This window comes from Serratia ureilytica (genome assembly GCF_017309605.1).
Taxonomy (GTDB): Bacteria; Pseudomonadota; Gammaproteobacteria; order Enterobacterales; family Enterobacteriaceae; genus Serratia; species Serratia ureilytica.
This window is the reverse complement of sequence record NZ_CP071320.1, coordinates 1,492,607-1,507,291: the sequence shown is the minus strand read 5'-3', so window position 1 is coordinate 1,507,291 and position 14,685 is coordinate 1,492,607. Positions and strand designations below refer to the sequence as shown.

Genomic DNA, 14,685 nt, shown 5'->3' with positions numbered 1-14,685 from the left:
CCGTTTCTCCATAAAAAAAGGCCGCCGAAGCGACCTTTTTACCGTCTGAAGCGTTATCAGAACGTCGGCTGAGCCATCTGCACCAGCGAAATCAGCGGCTGAGGATAAACCCCCAACAGCAGCACCAGCGCGGCTGAGATCAGCACCACGACGCCACCGGCAGTCAACGCCCAGTTGTTCGGGGTGTCGCGCTGCAGCGATTCCGGCGCGCTGAGGAACAGACTGACGGTCACGCGCAGGTAGTAATACAGGCCGATGGCGCTGCCTACCACGACTGCGCCGGTCAGCCACCACAGGTGCGCGCTGACGCCCATCGCGATCACGAAGAACTTACCGATAAAGCCCAGCGTCATCGGGATACCGGCCAGCGACAGCATCATCACCGTCATTACCGCGGACAAGATTGGCTTGTGCCAGAACAGACCACGGTAAGAGAACAGCGAATCCGCATCCGGGCCGCGGTATGGGCTGGACATCAGGCTGACCACGCCGAAGGCGCCCAGGCTGCTGAACAGGTAACCGGCCAGATAAACGCCGGCGGTTTCCAGCGACAGTTGATGGGTTTGCACCGCAATCAGCGCCACCAGCAGGTAGCCCAGATGAGCGATCGACGAGTAGCCCAGCAGACGCTTGATGTTGGTCTGGCTGATGGCCATCAGGTTACCGAACAAGATGGAGCAGAACGCGATGATCGACAACACCATGCGCAGCGCTTCGTTGTCGGCGGCCGGGGCATACAGGAACAGACGCATCACGACCGCAAAGATCGCGATCTTGCTGGCGGTCGCCAGGAAGGTCGAGACCGGCGCAGGCGCGCCCTGATAAACGTCCGGCGTCCACAGTTGGAACGGCACCAGCGACAGCTTGAAGCCCAGACCGACGATCATCATGCCCATGCCGGCCAGGATCAGCGGCTGGTGCATCATGTTTTCCTGCAGGCTCTTGCCGAGGCCGGCCAGCGACAGATCGCCGGATTCGGCGTACAGCAGCGCCATGCCGAACAGCAGGAACGACGACGCGGCGGCGGACAGCAGCATGTACTTGATGGCGGCTTCCAGCGGGCGCTTCTGGCGGTAGGCGTAGCCCACCAGGCCGAACAGCGGCAGCGAGATCAGCTCGATACCGATGAACAGCGAAGCCAGATGGTTGGCGCTCGCCAGCAGGATGCCGCCCATGGCGGCGATCAGCACCAGCAGGTAGAACTCTTCGCGGTTATCCGGATAGCCGACCAGCCACGGATACGCGAAGGTGCAGGTCGCCAGACTCGCCAGCAGCACCAGCCCGGTGTAGAACATCGAGTAGCCGTCAACCCGCAGCAGCGGGGTGACGTCCATTGGGCCTGCCTGGCCGACAAAGTACAGCGAAAGCAGCGCCAGGTTGAGACCGATCACGGTCAGGGTGGCGTTGATAAAGTGGTCGCGTCGCCACGCAATGCCTAGCATCACAACCACCACCGTCAATCCGACGATCAACAGCGGCAGCAGTGCGATCAGTTGTTGAGGAGTTATTGTCATGGCGAATTACGGCCTTGTTGTTGAAATTGCTGAAACTGACGAACCAAACCAGTGTTGCACGTTGCTCATCGCCGCGTTGGAAGTATCCAGAATCGGCTGCGGGTAAACCCCCAGCAGAACCAGCAACACCACCAGCAGCAGAATGATGAACAGTTCGCGCGCGGTCATGCCCTGCAGCGGCTGGTCGGATTTAGGCGCACCGTAGTAAGCGCGCTGCATCATGATCAGCGAGTAAACCGAAGCGAACACCAGACCGAAGGTGGAGATCACGGTGATCACCGGCACCACCTGGTAGCTGCCGAACAGAATCATGAATTCGCCGACGAAGTTACCGGTACCCGGCATCCCCAGCGTAGCCACGGCGAAGAACAGCGACAGCGCAGGGATGAACTTGATGCGCCCCCACAGGCCGCCCATCTGACGCATGTCGCGCGTATGCAGACGTTCATACAGCTGGCCGCAGATGATAAACATGCCGGCGGCGGACAGGCCGTGCGCGATCATCTGGATAACCGCGCCCTGGTAAGCCAGCTGGCTGCCGGTGTAGATGGCGATCAGCACGAAGCCCATGTGCGATACCGAGGTGTAAGCGATAAGGCGCTTGATGTCGGTTTGCGCGAACGCCATCCAGGCGCCGTAGAAGATGCCGATCACGCCCAGCCACATGGCGATTGGCGCGAACTCGTGCGAAGCCTCAGGGAACAGCGGCAGGCTGAAACGCAGCAGGCCGTAGGCCGCGGTTTTCAGCAAGATGCCCGCCAGGTCGACGGAACCTGCGGTTGGCGCCTGGCTGTGCGCATCCGGCAACCAGCCGTGCAGCGGCACCACCGGCATTTTCACCGCGAAGGCGATGAAGAAGCCCAGCATCAGCATATATTGCACGTTATGGGACATCGGCGTTTGCAGCAGGTCTTCGTAATCGAAGGTCCACACGCCGGTGGCGTTATAGTGCACGAACACCAGGCCCAGGATCGCAATCAGCATCACCAGACCGCTGGCCTGGGTGTAGATGAAGAACTTGGTCGCCGCGGTGATGCGGGTTTTACCGTCCGATGCCTTGTGGCCCCACAGCGCGATCAGGAAGTACATCGGCACCAACATCATTTCCCAGAAGAAGAAGAACAGGAACATGTCGATGGCGAGGAACACGCCGATAACGCCGCCCAGGATCCACAGCAGGTTGAGGTGGAAGAAGCCCTGATACTTCTGGATTTCACGCCAGGAACAGAGGATCGCCAGCACGCCCAGCAGACCGGTCAACACCACCATCAGCAGCGACAGGCCGTCCAGCGCCAGGTGGATGGAGATGCCGAAGCGTGGGATCCACGGCAGCAGGAATTCGCTCTGCCACTGCGGAATGCCTTTCGGCGTGGTCAAGGTATAGCCGCCCTGCATCCACAGCTGCAGAGAGAGCGCCAACGTCAGCCCCATTGCGATCAGCGCTATCCAGCGCGGCACCTTAGTACCGAAGCGCTCAAGCTGCCAGCACAGCAGACCGCCGATAAAGGGGATAAGAATTAGCCAAGGTAATAGCATGGCGTTTTGTGTCCCTTATACGAATAATTTCAAACTTTGTACGTAGCGCCTGCCCGGCGCTACGCCCGAAAAATGCGTCTGTTTAAATTATTCAATTAAACCAAAATCAACAGAGCCAATACGACCACTGCACCCACACCCATAGACGCTATATACCAACGCACCTGACCGTTCTCGCTCACCGTCAGACCGCGGTTCCCCCAGCGGGAGAAGACGGCCGGCAGGTTCATCAGCGAGTTCAGCGGATCGCGCTGCAGCAGCTTCGCAATGCCCAGGTACGGCTTGACGAACACTTTGTCATACAGCCAGTCGAAGCCCCAGGCATGGAACCACCAGGTCGAGAAGAAACGCCCCGGCGCGCTGTTGGCGATGCTGTTGACCAGGCTACGTTTGCCCAGCCACAGCGCGGCCGCCAGCAGAATGCCGACGATAGCCACCACGCCGGAGGTGATTTCAAGCGTCAGCACGCTGCCGTGCGCCAGCTCGGTGGTCTCCGGCAGCACGCCCTGCAACGGCGGCACGATCATCGCGCCGACGAAGGTGGACAGCACCAGCAGAACCAGCAGCGGCAGGTGGTGAGTGATGCCTTTACCGGCATGCGCTTTGATTTTCTCTTCGCCATGGAACACGATGAAAATCATACGGAAGGTGTACAGCGAGGTCATGAACGCGCCGACCAGGCCGGCCACCATCAGGTTGATGTGGCCGTTGGCCATCGCGCCCGCCAGGATCTCGTCCTTACTGAAGAAGCCGGCCGTGACCAGCGGCAACGCAGACAGCGCCGCGCCACCCACCAGGAAGCAGACGTACACCAGCGGGATGCTCTTGCGCAGGCCGCCCATCTTGAAGATGTTTTGCTCGTGGTGGCAAGCCAGGATCACCGAACCGGACGACAGGAACAGCAGCGCCTTGAAGAACGCGTGGGTCATCAGGTGGAAGATCGCCGCGTCCCATGCCTGCACGCCCAGCGCCAGGAACATGTAACCGATCTGGCTCATGGTGGAGTAAGCGAGCACGCGCTTGATGTCGGTCTGCACCAACGCGGCGAAGCCGGCCAGCAGCAGAGTGACCGCACCGACGATGCCCACCAGGTGCAGCACTTCCGGCGCCATCAGGAACAAGCCGTGCGTACGGGCGATCAGATAGACGCCCGCGGTCACCATGGTCGCCGCGTGGATCAGTGCGGAAACCGGGGTTGGGCCCGCCATCGCGTCCGCCAACCAGGTTTGCAACGGCAGCTGCGCCGATTTACCGACCGCGCCGCCCAGCAGCATCAGGGTCGCCCAAGTGATGGCCGTATCGCCCACCGCCAGTTTCTGCGGTGCCAGGATCATCAGCTCGCGGATATTCAGCGTGCCCAGCTCGTTGTAGAGGATGAACAGCGCGAACGCCAGGAACACGTCGCCCACGCGGGTCACGATGAAGGCTTTCATCGCCGCCGCGCCGTTGGCCGGATCTTTGTAGTAGAAACCGATCAACAGGTAGCTGCACAGGCCCACGCCTTCCCAACCCAGATACATCAGCAGCAGGTTGTCCGCCAGCACCAAGACCACCATGCTGGCGATAAACAGGTTGGTGTAAGCGAAGAAGCGCGAGTAGCCCTCTTCACCGCGCATGTACCAGGAGGCGAACATGTGGATGAAGAAGCCGACGCCGGTGACCACCGACAGCATGGTCAGCGACAGGCCGTCCAGCACCAGGGTCACGCCGATATTGAAGTTGCCGACGGCCATCCAGGTCCACAGGCTTTGCTCGAACAGCTGCACGCCGGCGGCTTTCTGGGCGAAGAAATCCATCGCCACATACACCGTGACCAGCGCAGCCAGGCCGATAGAGCCCACGCCGACGGTGGCCGCCGTGTTCTCAGACCAACGACCGCGGGAAAATGCCAACAGCAGGAACCCGATCAGCGGTAGCAGAATTGTTAAATATAATAGGTTCATCCGCGCATCTCACTGACAGTATCAATATTCAGGGTATGACGACGACGGTAGAGCTGCAGCAGCAGCGCCAGGCCGATACTGGCCTCGGCTGCCGCCAGGCTGATCGCCAGGATGTACATCACCTGACCGTCCGCCTGGCCCCAGTAGCTTCCCGCCACGATAAACGCCAACGCCGCAGCGTTGATCATCACTTCCAGGCTGATCAGCATAAACAGCAGGTTGCGGCGCACCAGCAGCCCGGTCAGCCCGAGCACAAACAGGATAGCCGCCAGGATCAGGCCGTGTTGAAGAGGGATCATGCTTGCTCCTCCGATTTTCTTCTCGCCATTTCGCCACTCGCCGGCGCGTTGCTCAGCACCTCGCCAGGCTTGTGCTCGCGGCCGATATGGAAGGCGACAACCAGACCCGCCAACAGCAGCATTGAGGCCAGCTCAACCGCCAATACGTAAGGCCCGAACAGGCTGATGCCCACCGCCTTCGCGTCGACCATCTCGCCGCTGATACCCTGATCGGATACGCTGCGGATCGCGACGATCAATACCACCAGCAGCGCCAGCGACAGCAGGCCAGGCCCGATCCACACCGTCGGCTTCATCCAGTCGCGCTCTTGCTGCTGCACGTTGCCGAGGTTCAGCATCATCACCACGAACACGAACAGCACCATGATGGCGCCCGCATAGACGATGATTTCCAACGCGGCGGCAAAGTAGGCGCCGAGCGAGAAGAAGACTGCCGAGATCGCCAATAACGAGACGATCAGATACAGCAGCGCATGCACAGGGTTGGTATGGGTGATCACGCGAATCGTCGCGGCCACCGCAATCAAACCTGCCAGGTAAAATGCAATTTCCATGCTTGCTGGCTCCTTAGGGCAACAGACCTTTGACGTCGATCGGTTTGGCTTCGTTTTCGGCTTCGCCTTTGGCTTTGCCGTCAATCGCCATACCGGCCATCCGGTAGAAGTTATATTCCGGATATTTACCCGGCCCCGAGATCAACAGATCTTCTTTTTCGTACACCAGATCCTGACGCTTGTACTCACCCAGTTCGAAATCCGGCGTCAGCTGGATAGCGGTAGTCGGGCAAGCCTCTTCGCACAGGCCACAGAAAATGCAGCGCGAGAAGTTGATGCGGAAGAACTCCGGATACCAACGGCCGTCTTTCTGCTCCGCTTTTTGCAGCGAGATACAGCCGACCGGGCAGGCCACCGCACACAGGTTACAGGCGACGCAGCGCTCTTCGCCGTCCGGATCGCGCGTCAGCACGATCCGGCCGCGGTAGCGCGGCGGCAGGTAAACCGGTTCTTCCGGATACATCTGGGTTTCGCGCTTGGCGAAGGCATGCATGCCAATCATCCAAATGCTGCGCACCTGGGTGCCGAAACCAACCACTAACTCTTTCAATGTCATGGTTTATTCACCCCTTATTGAGCGTTGTACAAAATGACCGCGGCGGTTGCCAGCAGGTTCAGCAGCGTCAGCGGCAGGCACACTTTCCAGCCGAAGGACATCACCTGGTCATAACGCGGACGCGGCAGCGCGGCACGGATCAGGATGAACATCATCATGAAGAAGGCCGTTTTCAACGCGAACCAGATGAATGGCGGCAGGAACGGACCCTGCCAGCCGCCGAAGAACAACGTCACAATCAGGGCGGACACGGTGACGATACCGATGTATTCCCCCACGAAGAACAGACCGAACTTCATGCCGGAATATTCGATGTGGTAACCGTCGGCCAGTTCCTGCTCGGCTTCCGGCTGGTCAAACGGGTGACGGTGGCACACCGCCACGCCGGCGATCGCGAAGGTCACGAAGCCGAAGAACTGCGGAATGACGTTCCAGACGTGCGCCTGGGATTCAACGATGGCCTGCATGTTGAACGAATCCGCCTGCATCACCACGCCCATCAGCGACAGGCCGATGAACACTTCGTAGCTCAGGGTTTGCGCGGAGGCGCGCATCGCGCCCAACAGCGAGTATTTGTTGTTGCTCGACCATCCGGCGAACAGCACGGCGTACACCGCCAGGCCGGCCATCATCAGGAAGAACAGAATACCGATGTTGAGATCGGACACCGCCCAGGTCGGGCTGACCGGAACGATGGCAAATGCCAGCAACAGGGAAGTAAAGGCGATCATCGGCGCCAGGGTGAAGATCACCCGGTCGGAGAATCTCGGTACCCAGTCTTCCTTGAAGAACATTTTGATCATGTCGGCGACCAGCTGCAGCGAGCCGCCCCAGCCTACGCGGTTCGGTCCGTAGCGGTTCTGGAACAGGCCGAGCAGACGGCGTTCGCCGAAGCTCATGAATGCCCCGCACGCCACGACCACCAACAGGATCACGACCGCTTTAAGAATGGCGATCAGAATGTCGATCACCTCAGGGGTAAACCAGCTCATCGTGCTGCCTCCCGCAGATTGTCTACCTTAGCACCCACCAAGATCGGCGGGATCCCTGGCAAGCCGAGCGGCAAACCAACCTGGCCCTGGGTCAGGGTTTCACTCAGACGCACCGGCAGACGCAGGGTCTGACCCGCACAGCTGAACTCCACCAGGCTGCCCGCGTTGACGCCAAGCGTCGCCGCGTCGGCCGGGTTGACCATCACGTAGGCTTCCGGCATGCGCTGCTGGATCACGTGAGAGCGCTGCGACATTTCGTCGCTGCCGAACAGGTGGTAGTAAGGCGCGACACGCCAGCCGTCGACCGGATTGAACGCGGCAGGCACGCGATCGAAGTAACCGAGGCTACCCTCCCCCGCTTCGATCAGGCGCACGCCCGGATCGCCGTGGCGCAGTTTGCCGCCCACTTCGGCCTGGAACTTGTTCCATGCCTGCGGTGAGTTCCAGCCTGGCGCCCAGGCGAACGGGATCTGCTGACGATCGGCCAGCGGGCTGTTGTTCCCTTCCATCGAGAAGGCGAACATGGTGTCTTTATCCTGTGGCTGACGCGGCTCGTGCACGCTGATGTTGGCGCGCATGGCGGTACGGCCGCTGGAGCGGTGCGGCGAACGCGCCAGCTTCTGACCGCGAATGCGGAAAGTCGCGTCCGGCGCAGCGTCGACGATGCCCTGCAGCTGCGGCAACGCGGCAACGCAAGCGGCGATCACGTCATCGAGCTGGGTCCAGTCCACGTGGCGGCTGGTGTAGGTGGAGTGCAGCGAGTGCATCCAGCGCCAGCTTTCCAGCATCACGGTGAACTGATTCTTCTTGGCGTCGTCGTAGTAAGCCGGATCGTATACCTGGAAGAAGCGCTGCGCGCGGCCTTCCTGGTTGATCAGCGTACCGTCGCTCTCGGCAAAGCTGGCCGAGGAGAGGATCAGGTTGGCTTTGTCCATGATCGCGGTGCGCTGGTGATCGGCGACGATCAGGTTGCTGACCTTGGCCAACGCTGCGTCCACCTGCGCCGCCGGCGCATGGCGATAGAGATCGTTTTCCATCACGATGGCGGTATCGGCTGCGCCGCTCGCCAGCTGTTCCAGCGCCTGATCGAGCGAACCACCGCCGATCATCGCCAGGCCCATGCTGTTGGCGGCGCCCGCCACGAAGGTGATGCCGACGTCGGAACCGCGGCCCTTCAACGCTTTGGCGATGTTGGCCGCCGCTTCGATGATGGCTTCGCTGCCGGCGTTGCTGCCGGTAATGATCAGCGGTTTGCGTGCGCCGGTCAGCGCCTGCACGATGATGTCGACTTTCTTGTTCAGGCCATCGGCCAGATCGTTCACCGCCGGCGCTGCGCTATCCAGCGCGTGCGCGATGGCGAAGCCGAAGCGTGCCTGCTCGTCTACCGGCGCGCGGTAGTTCCAGGCGGCGATGTCGTCCAGGCGGGTGTTGTCGATGTTAGTAGTGAACAACGGGTACTTGGCGTGCTGGCCGATGTTCTGCACCGCCGCGATCTGCCAGTCGGCAACGCGCTGCGCCGCCGCCATCGCGCGGGCTTTACCCTTGACGGCCTGACGCACGGACAGCGCGATGCGCGCGCCGGTTTGCGTCAGGTCTTCGCCCAGCACCAGCACCGCGTCGTAATCTTCGATCTCACGCAGCGCCGGCGTATGAACGCCGCCGTTCTTCAGCACGTTCAGCATCAGCGCCAGGCGTGATTGCTCCGCCTGAGCGATACCGGTGTAGTAGTTCTCGGCGCCGACCAGCTCGCGCAGCGCGAAGTTGCTTTCCAGGCTGGCGCGCGGGGAGCCGATGCCGATGGTTTTCTTCGCCTGACGCAGGATGTCCGCCGCGCCCTGCATCGCCTGCTCGGCGTTCAGGGTGATCCAGTCGTCGCCGCGCAGCTGCTGCGGTTGACGCGGACGATCTTTCTGGTTGACGTAGCCGTAACCGAAACGGCCGCGGTCGCACAGGAAGTAGTGGTTCACGCTGCCGTTGTAACGGTTTTCGATACGGCGCAGCTCGCCATAGCGCTCGCCCGGGCTGGTGTTACAGCCGATGCTGCACTGCTGGCAAATGCTCGGCGCGAACTGCATGTCCCATTTACGGTTGTAGCGTTCGGAATGCGTTTTGTCGGTGAAGACGCCGGTCGGACACACTTCCACCAGGTTGCCGGAGAACTCGCTTTCCAGCGTGCCGCTTTCCGGGCGACCGAAGTAGACGTTGTCGTGCGCGCCGTACACGCCGAAGTCGGTGCCGTCCGCATAGTCTTTGTAGTAACGCACGCAGCGGTAGCAGGCGATGCAGCGGTTCATCTCGTGCGAGATAAACGGCCCCAGCTCCTGGTTGTTGTGGGTGCGCTTGGTGAAGCGGTAGCGACGGAAGCTGTGGCCGGTCATTACCGTCATATCCTGCAGGTGACAGTTACCGCCTTCCTCACAGACCGGGCAATCGTGCGGGTGGTTGGTCATCAACCACTCGACCACGCTTTCACGGAACTGCTTCGCTTCGCCGTCATCGATGGAGATGAAGGTGCCATCGGATGCCGGGGTCATACAGGACATCACCAAACGGCCGCGCGTATCTTCCGCGTTTTGGTATTGCTTTACCGCACATTGGCGGCAAGCGCCGACGCTTCCCAGCGCCGGATGCCAGCAAAAGTAAGGAATATCAAGGCCGAGGGAGAGACAAGCCTGCAGCAGGTTGTCCGCTCCGTCTACCTCATACTCTTTGCCGTCTACATGAATCGTAGCCATAGTCAGCATGCTTCCAAGTGGCCTGCCTTGCGGCAGGCGTTAATCAAAAATTCTGGCCGTGTTCGGGCGAGTCGGCTTACCAGCGTTGCTTCAGCAGATTGTTCGGCTGAATGCCGCCAATCGCATGCGCGTTGCCGAAGTGCTGCACGGCGATACCCGCCTCAAACTCTTCACGGAAATATTTAATCGCGCTTTGCAGTGGCTCTACGGCACCTGGCGCGTGGGCGCAGAAGGTTTTGCCCGGGCCGAGGGAACGGCACAGCTGTTCGAGGGTTTCGATATCCCCCGGCTGCCCTTCGCCGTTTTCCAACGCACGCAGGATCTTCACGCTCCACGGCAGGCCGTCGCGGCATGGCGTACACCAGCCGCAGGACTCGCGGGCAAAGAACTCTTCCAGGTTGCGCACCAGCGGCACCATGCCGATCTCGTGGTCTACCGCCATCGCCAACGCGGTGCCGAGACGGCTGCCGGCTTTGCCGATCGCGCCGTATTCCATCGGCAGATCGAGGTGATCGGCGGTCAGGAAGTCGGTGCCCGCGCCGCCCGGCTGCCAGGCTTTGAAACGCAGACCGTCGCGCATGCCGCCGGCGTAGTCTTCCAGGATCTCGCGCGCGGTGGTGCCGAACGGCAGCTCCCAGACGCCCGGATTTTTCACCCGGCCGGAGAAGCCCATCAGCTTGGTGCCTTTGTCTTCACTGCCGGAGATGCCGGTGTACCACTCCACGCCGTTCGCCAAAATGGCCGGCACGTTGCACAGCGTTTCGACGTTGTTGACGCAGGTCGGCTTGCCCCAGACGCCGGCGCTGGCCGGGAATGGCGGCTTGGAACGCGGGTTGGCGCGGCGGCCTTCCAGCGAGTTGATCAGCGCGGTTTCTTCGCCGCAGATGTAACGGCCGGCGCCGGTGTGCACGATCAGCTCGAAATCAAACCCGGTGCCGAGAATGTTCTTGCCCAGATAGCCGGCTTCGGTGGCTTCCGCGATGGCGCGACGCAGGTGCGCCGCCGCTTCGATGTACTCGCCGCGCAGGAAGATGTACCCGCGATAGGCTTTCAGCGCGAACGCGGAGATCAGCATGCCTTCCACCAGCAGGTGCGGCAGCTGCTCCATCAGCAGGCGGTCTTTATAGGTGCCCGGCTCCATCTCATCGGCGTTACACAGCAGGTAACGGATGTTCATGGATTCGTCCTTCGGCATCAGGCTCCACTTCAAACCGGTGGAGAAGCCCGCGCCGCCGCGGCCCTTCAGCCCGGAATCTTTCACCAGGCCGACGATCTCGTCCGGAGCCAGGCCTTTGAGGGCCTTCTCTGCGCCGGCATAGCCGTTTTTGCTGCGGTATTCGTCCAGCCACAGCGGCTGCTTGTCATCGCGCAGACGCCAGGTCAGCGGATGCGTTTCGGGAGTGCGTACAATGTGCTTGGTCATTGATACTGCTCCAGTAGCGTCTCGATATCTTCAGGCTTCAGCTGACTGTGCGTGTCGTCATCAATCATCATGGTCGGCCCTTTATCGCAGTTGCCCAGACAGCAGGTCGGCAGCAGCGTGAAGCGGCCATCAAAGGTGGTTTGACCCGGTTTGATGTTCAGCTTCTTCTCGATAGCGGCCTGAATGCCCTGGTAACCGGTGATGTGACAAACAACGCTGTCACAATAACGGATCACGTGACGTCCTACTGGCTGACGGAAAATCTGGCTGTAGAACGTGGCCACGCCTTCTACGTCGCTGGCGGGGATGCCCAGCACTTCCGCGATGGCGTAAATCGCACCGTCCGGAACCCAGCCGCGCTGCTTCTGCACAATTTTCAGTGCTTCGATGGAAGCGGCGCGCGGATCCTCGTAATGGTGCTTTTCGTGCTCGATCGCATCACGTTCTTGCGCGCTCAGTACAAATGCATCAACGCCGCTCTGAGGAGCGGCTGCATTGATGGGCTCGAGCGCATCATTGACTGCGTGATTGTCTTTTTGATCATGCATAGTTAGCGGTCCACATCTGACATTACAAAATCGATACTACCCAGATAGACGATCAGGTCGGAAACCAGGCTGCCTCGGATGACCGATGGGATCTGCTGCAGGTGCGCAAAGCTCGGCGTACGTACCCGGGTGCGGTAGCTCATGGTGCTGCCGTCGCTGGTCAGGTAGTAGCTGTTGATCCCTTTGGTGGCTTCAATCATCTGGAATGATTCGTTGGCTGGCATCACCGGGCCCCAGGAAACCTGCAGGAAGTGGGTGATCAGCGTTTCAATGTGCTGCAGCGTGCGCTCTTTCGGCGGTGGCGTGGTCAGCGGGTGATCGGCCTTGAACGGGCCTTCCGGCATATTGTTCAGGCACTGTTCGAGGATGCGCAGGCTCTGGCGCAGCTCTTCCACCTTCAGCATCACGCGGGTGTAGCAGTCACTGTTGCCGTCGCCGACCGGCACTTCGAAGTCGAAGTTCTCGTAGCCGGAGTACGGGCGCCATTTACGCACGTCGAACTCGACGCCGGTGGCGCGCAGACCGGCACCGGTCACGCCCCATTCCAGCGCTTCTTTGGCGTTGTAAGACGCGACGCCGATGGAACGGCCTTTCAGAATGCTGTTCTTCAGCGCCGCTTTCACGTAGGAATCCAGACGCTTCGGCATCCATTCGAGGAATTCACGCAGCAGGCGATCCCAGCCGCGCGGCAGATCGTGCGCGACGCCGCCGATACGGAACCAGGCCGGGTGCATACGGAAGCCGGTGATCGCTTCCACCAGATCGTAGATCTTCTGGCGGTCGGTAAAGGCGAAGAACACCGGGGTCATCGCGCCGACGTCCTGAATGAAGGTGGAGATGTACAGCAGGTGGCTGTTGATGCGGAACAGTTCGGACAGCATCACGCGAATGGTGTCAACGCGCTCCGGCACCTTGATGCCGGCCAGCTTTTCAACCGCCAGCACGTAAGGCATTTCGTTCACGCAGCCGCCGAGGTATTCGATGCGGTCGGTGTACGGAATGTAGCTGTGCCAGGATTGACGCTCGCCCATCTTCTCGGCGCCGCGGTGGTGATAACCGATATCCGGCACGCAGTCGACGATCTCTTCGCCGTCCAGCTGCAGAATGATGCGGAACGCACCGTGCGCAGACGGGTGGTTCGGGCCGAGGTTGAGGAACATGAAGTCTTCGTTCTCGGTGCCGCGCTTCATGCCCCAGTCTTCCGGTTTGAAGGTCAGCGCTTCCATCTCCAGATCTTCTTTCTGCTTGGTCAACACGAAAGGATCGAATTCGGTGGCGCGCGCCGGGTAGTCCTTGCGCAGCGGGTGCCCTTCCCAGGTCTGCGGCATCATGATGCGCGACAGGTGCGGGTGGCCGTCGAAGGTGATGCCGAACATTTCCCAGGTCTCGCGCTCATACCAGTTGGCGTTTGGGAACACCTTGGTGGCCGTCGGCACGTGCAGGTCTTTTTCAGACAGCGCCACCTTCAGCATGATGTCGCGGTTGCGCTCGATGGAAATCAGATGGTAGAAAACGGAGAAATCCGCAGCGGGCAGGCCGTCGCGGTGGGTGCGAAGACGTTCGTCCACGCCATGCAGATCGAACAGCATGACATACGGCTTCGGCTGTTTTCTCAGGAACGTCATTACTTCCAGTAACTGGTCAGGTTTAACCCATACCACGGGCATGCCGGTGCGGGTGGCCTGAACAGTAAAGGCTTCCGGCCCAAAACGGTTGCGCAGTTCGCCGATCACCGGGTCGTCAAGGTGATCTCGGGTCTGCCAGGCAGGCAAGGCGTCGTGCGTCGTCAAATCTGTCATAATTTTTTTTCACCACACTAAAGGGTTATTCGCCGCAAGTTTCACTTTTCGCTGTGTTAACCAATAGCGCACTAAGATGGACGTTAAATGAACGTCTTAAATCTCGTCAGGCGTCCGGAGGTTGGTCACCGCGATGCGCTCGCCGTGTTTACGCTCTCTTTCAGACTGCATATTGGCGCGGTAAACGCCCTGATCGCCGACAACCCACGACAGTGGGCGACGTTCTTTGCCGATGGATTCCTGCAGCAGCATCAGCGCTTGCATGTAGGCTTCCGGACGCGGTGGGCAGCCGGGAATGTACACGTCGACCGGCAGGAACTTGTCCACGCCCTGCACCACGGAATAGATGTCGTACATGCCGCCGGAGTTGGCGCAAGCGCCCATCGAGATCACCCACTTGGGTTCCAGCATCTGCTCGTACAGACGTTGGATGACCGGGGCCATCTTGGTGAAGCAGGTGCCGGCCACCACCATCAGGTCAGCCTGACGCGGGGAGGCGCGCAACACTTCCGCACCGAAACGCGCCACGTCGTGAACGGCGGTAAACGACGTCACCATCTCCACGTAACAGCACGAAAGGCCGAAGTTATACGGCCAAATAGAGTTTTTACGCCCCCAGTTCACCATGTCATGCAGCGCATGCTCGAGTTTACCCATGTAAACCGTGCGGTGGACCTGTTGTTCCAGGGGATCGGCGACGATCTCCTGTTTTTGCAGGGGATAACGGTCGTTCTCACCGTTCGGGTCTATGCGGGTGAGCGTATAGTCCATCTTAATGCCTCGCTG

12 protein-coding genes are annotated in these 14,685 nt (G+C 60.5%); all 12 read right to left on the bottom strand.

Features of this window, described 5'->3' with window-relative positions:
* Positions 1-56: 56 nt before the first annotated feature.
* The 12 genes from nuoN to J0X03_RS06970 all read right to left on the bottom strand — a co-directional run bounded on the left by nuoN (position 57) and on the right by J0X03_RS06970 (position 14,670).
* Entirely contained in the window at positions 57-1,514 is a 1,458-nt protein-coding gene (nuoN, locus tag J0X03_RS07025; protein ID WP_033635324.1) for an NADH-quinone oxidoreductase subunit NuoN, read from the bottom strand.
* A gap of 6 nt (positions 1,515-1,520) precedes the next feature.
* Entirely contained in the window at positions 1,521-3,050 is a 1,530-nt protein-coding gene (gene nuoM / locus J0X03_RS07020) for an NADH-quinone oxidoreductase subunit M (RefSeq protein WP_033643857.1), read from the bottom strand.
* Between the two features lie 95 nt (positions 3,051-3,145).
* Positions 3,146-4,993, bottom strand: coding sequence for an NADH-quinone oxidoreductase subunit L (gene nuoL / locus J0X03_RS07015; protein ID WP_015378577.1), 1,848 nt, complete (start codon positions 4,991-4,993; stop codon positions 3,146-3,148).
* Positions 4,990-5,292 (bottom strand): NADH-quinone oxidoreductase subunit NuoK, encoded by a 303-nt coding sequence (nuoK, locus tag J0X03_RS07010; RefSeq protein ID WP_004936014.1) that lies wholly within the window; start codon positions 5,290-5,292, stop codon positions 4,990-4,992. The genes nuoL and nuoK overlap by 4 nt, the downstream gene beginning before the upstream one ends.
* Positions 5,289-5,846 (bottom strand): NADH-quinone oxidoreductase subunit J, encoded by a 558-nt coding sequence (gene nuoJ, locus J0X03_RS07005; RefSeq protein ID WP_019453717.1) that lies wholly within the window; start codon positions 5,844-5,846, stop codon positions 5,289-5,291. Before nuoJ ends, nuoK begins: the two co-directional genes overlap by 4 nt.
* Before the next feature lie 13 nt (positions 5,847-5,859).
* Positions 5,860-6,402 carry an NADH-quinone oxidoreductase subunit NuoI gene (nuoI, locus tag J0X03_RS07000; protein WP_025160170.1) on the bottom strand — a complete coding sequence of 181 codons (543 nt, stop codon included), beginning with the start codon at positions 6,400-6,402 and terminating at the stop codon, positions 5,860-5,862.
* 14 nt (positions 6,403-6,416) lie between these two features.
* Entirely contained in the window at positions 6,417-7,394 is a 978-nt protein-coding gene (gene nuoH, locus J0X03_RS06995) for an NADH-quinone oxidoreductase subunit NuoH (RefSeq protein ID WP_004936022.1), read from the bottom strand.
* Positions 7,391-10,129, bottom strand: a complete 2,739-nt coding sequence (gene nuoG / locus J0X03_RS06990; protein ID WP_069100336.1) for an NADH-quinone oxidoreductase subunit NuoG — start codon at positions 10,127-10,129, stop codon at positions 7,391-7,393. Before nuoG ends, nuoH begins: the two co-directional genes overlap by 4 nt.
* A gap of 76 nt (positions 10,130-10,205) precedes the next feature.
* Complete coding sequence (gene nuoF / locus J0X03_RS06985; RefSeq protein WP_015378579.1) at positions 10,206-11,552, bottom strand: NADH-quinone oxidoreductase subunit NuoF; 1,347 nt, start codon at positions 11,550-11,552, stop codon at positions 10,206-10,208.
* Positions 11,549-12,100 (bottom strand): NADH-quinone oxidoreductase subunit NuoE, encoded by a 552-nt coding sequence (gene nuoE / locus J0X03_RS06980; RefSeq protein WP_069100276.1) that lies wholly within the window; start codon positions 12,098-12,100, stop codon positions 11,549-11,551. Before nuoE ends, nuoF begins: the two co-directional genes overlap by 4 nt.
* 2 nt (positions 12,101-12,102) lie before the next feature.
* A complete protein-coding gene (gene nuoC, locus J0X03_RS06975; protein ID WP_033651942.1) occupies positions 12,103-13,899 on the bottom strand; it encodes an NADH-quinone oxidoreductase subunit C/D in 1,797 nt (598 codons plus the stop codon).
* Positions 13,900-13,995: 96 nt separating this feature from the next.
* Positions 13,996-14,670 (bottom strand): NuoB/complex I 20 kDa subunit family protein, encoded by a 675-nt coding sequence (locus J0X03_RS06970; RefSeq protein ID WP_004936039.1) that lies wholly within the window; start codon positions 14,668-14,670, stop codon positions 13,996-13,998.
* Between the last annotated feature and the right edge of the window lie 15 nt (positions 14,671-14,685).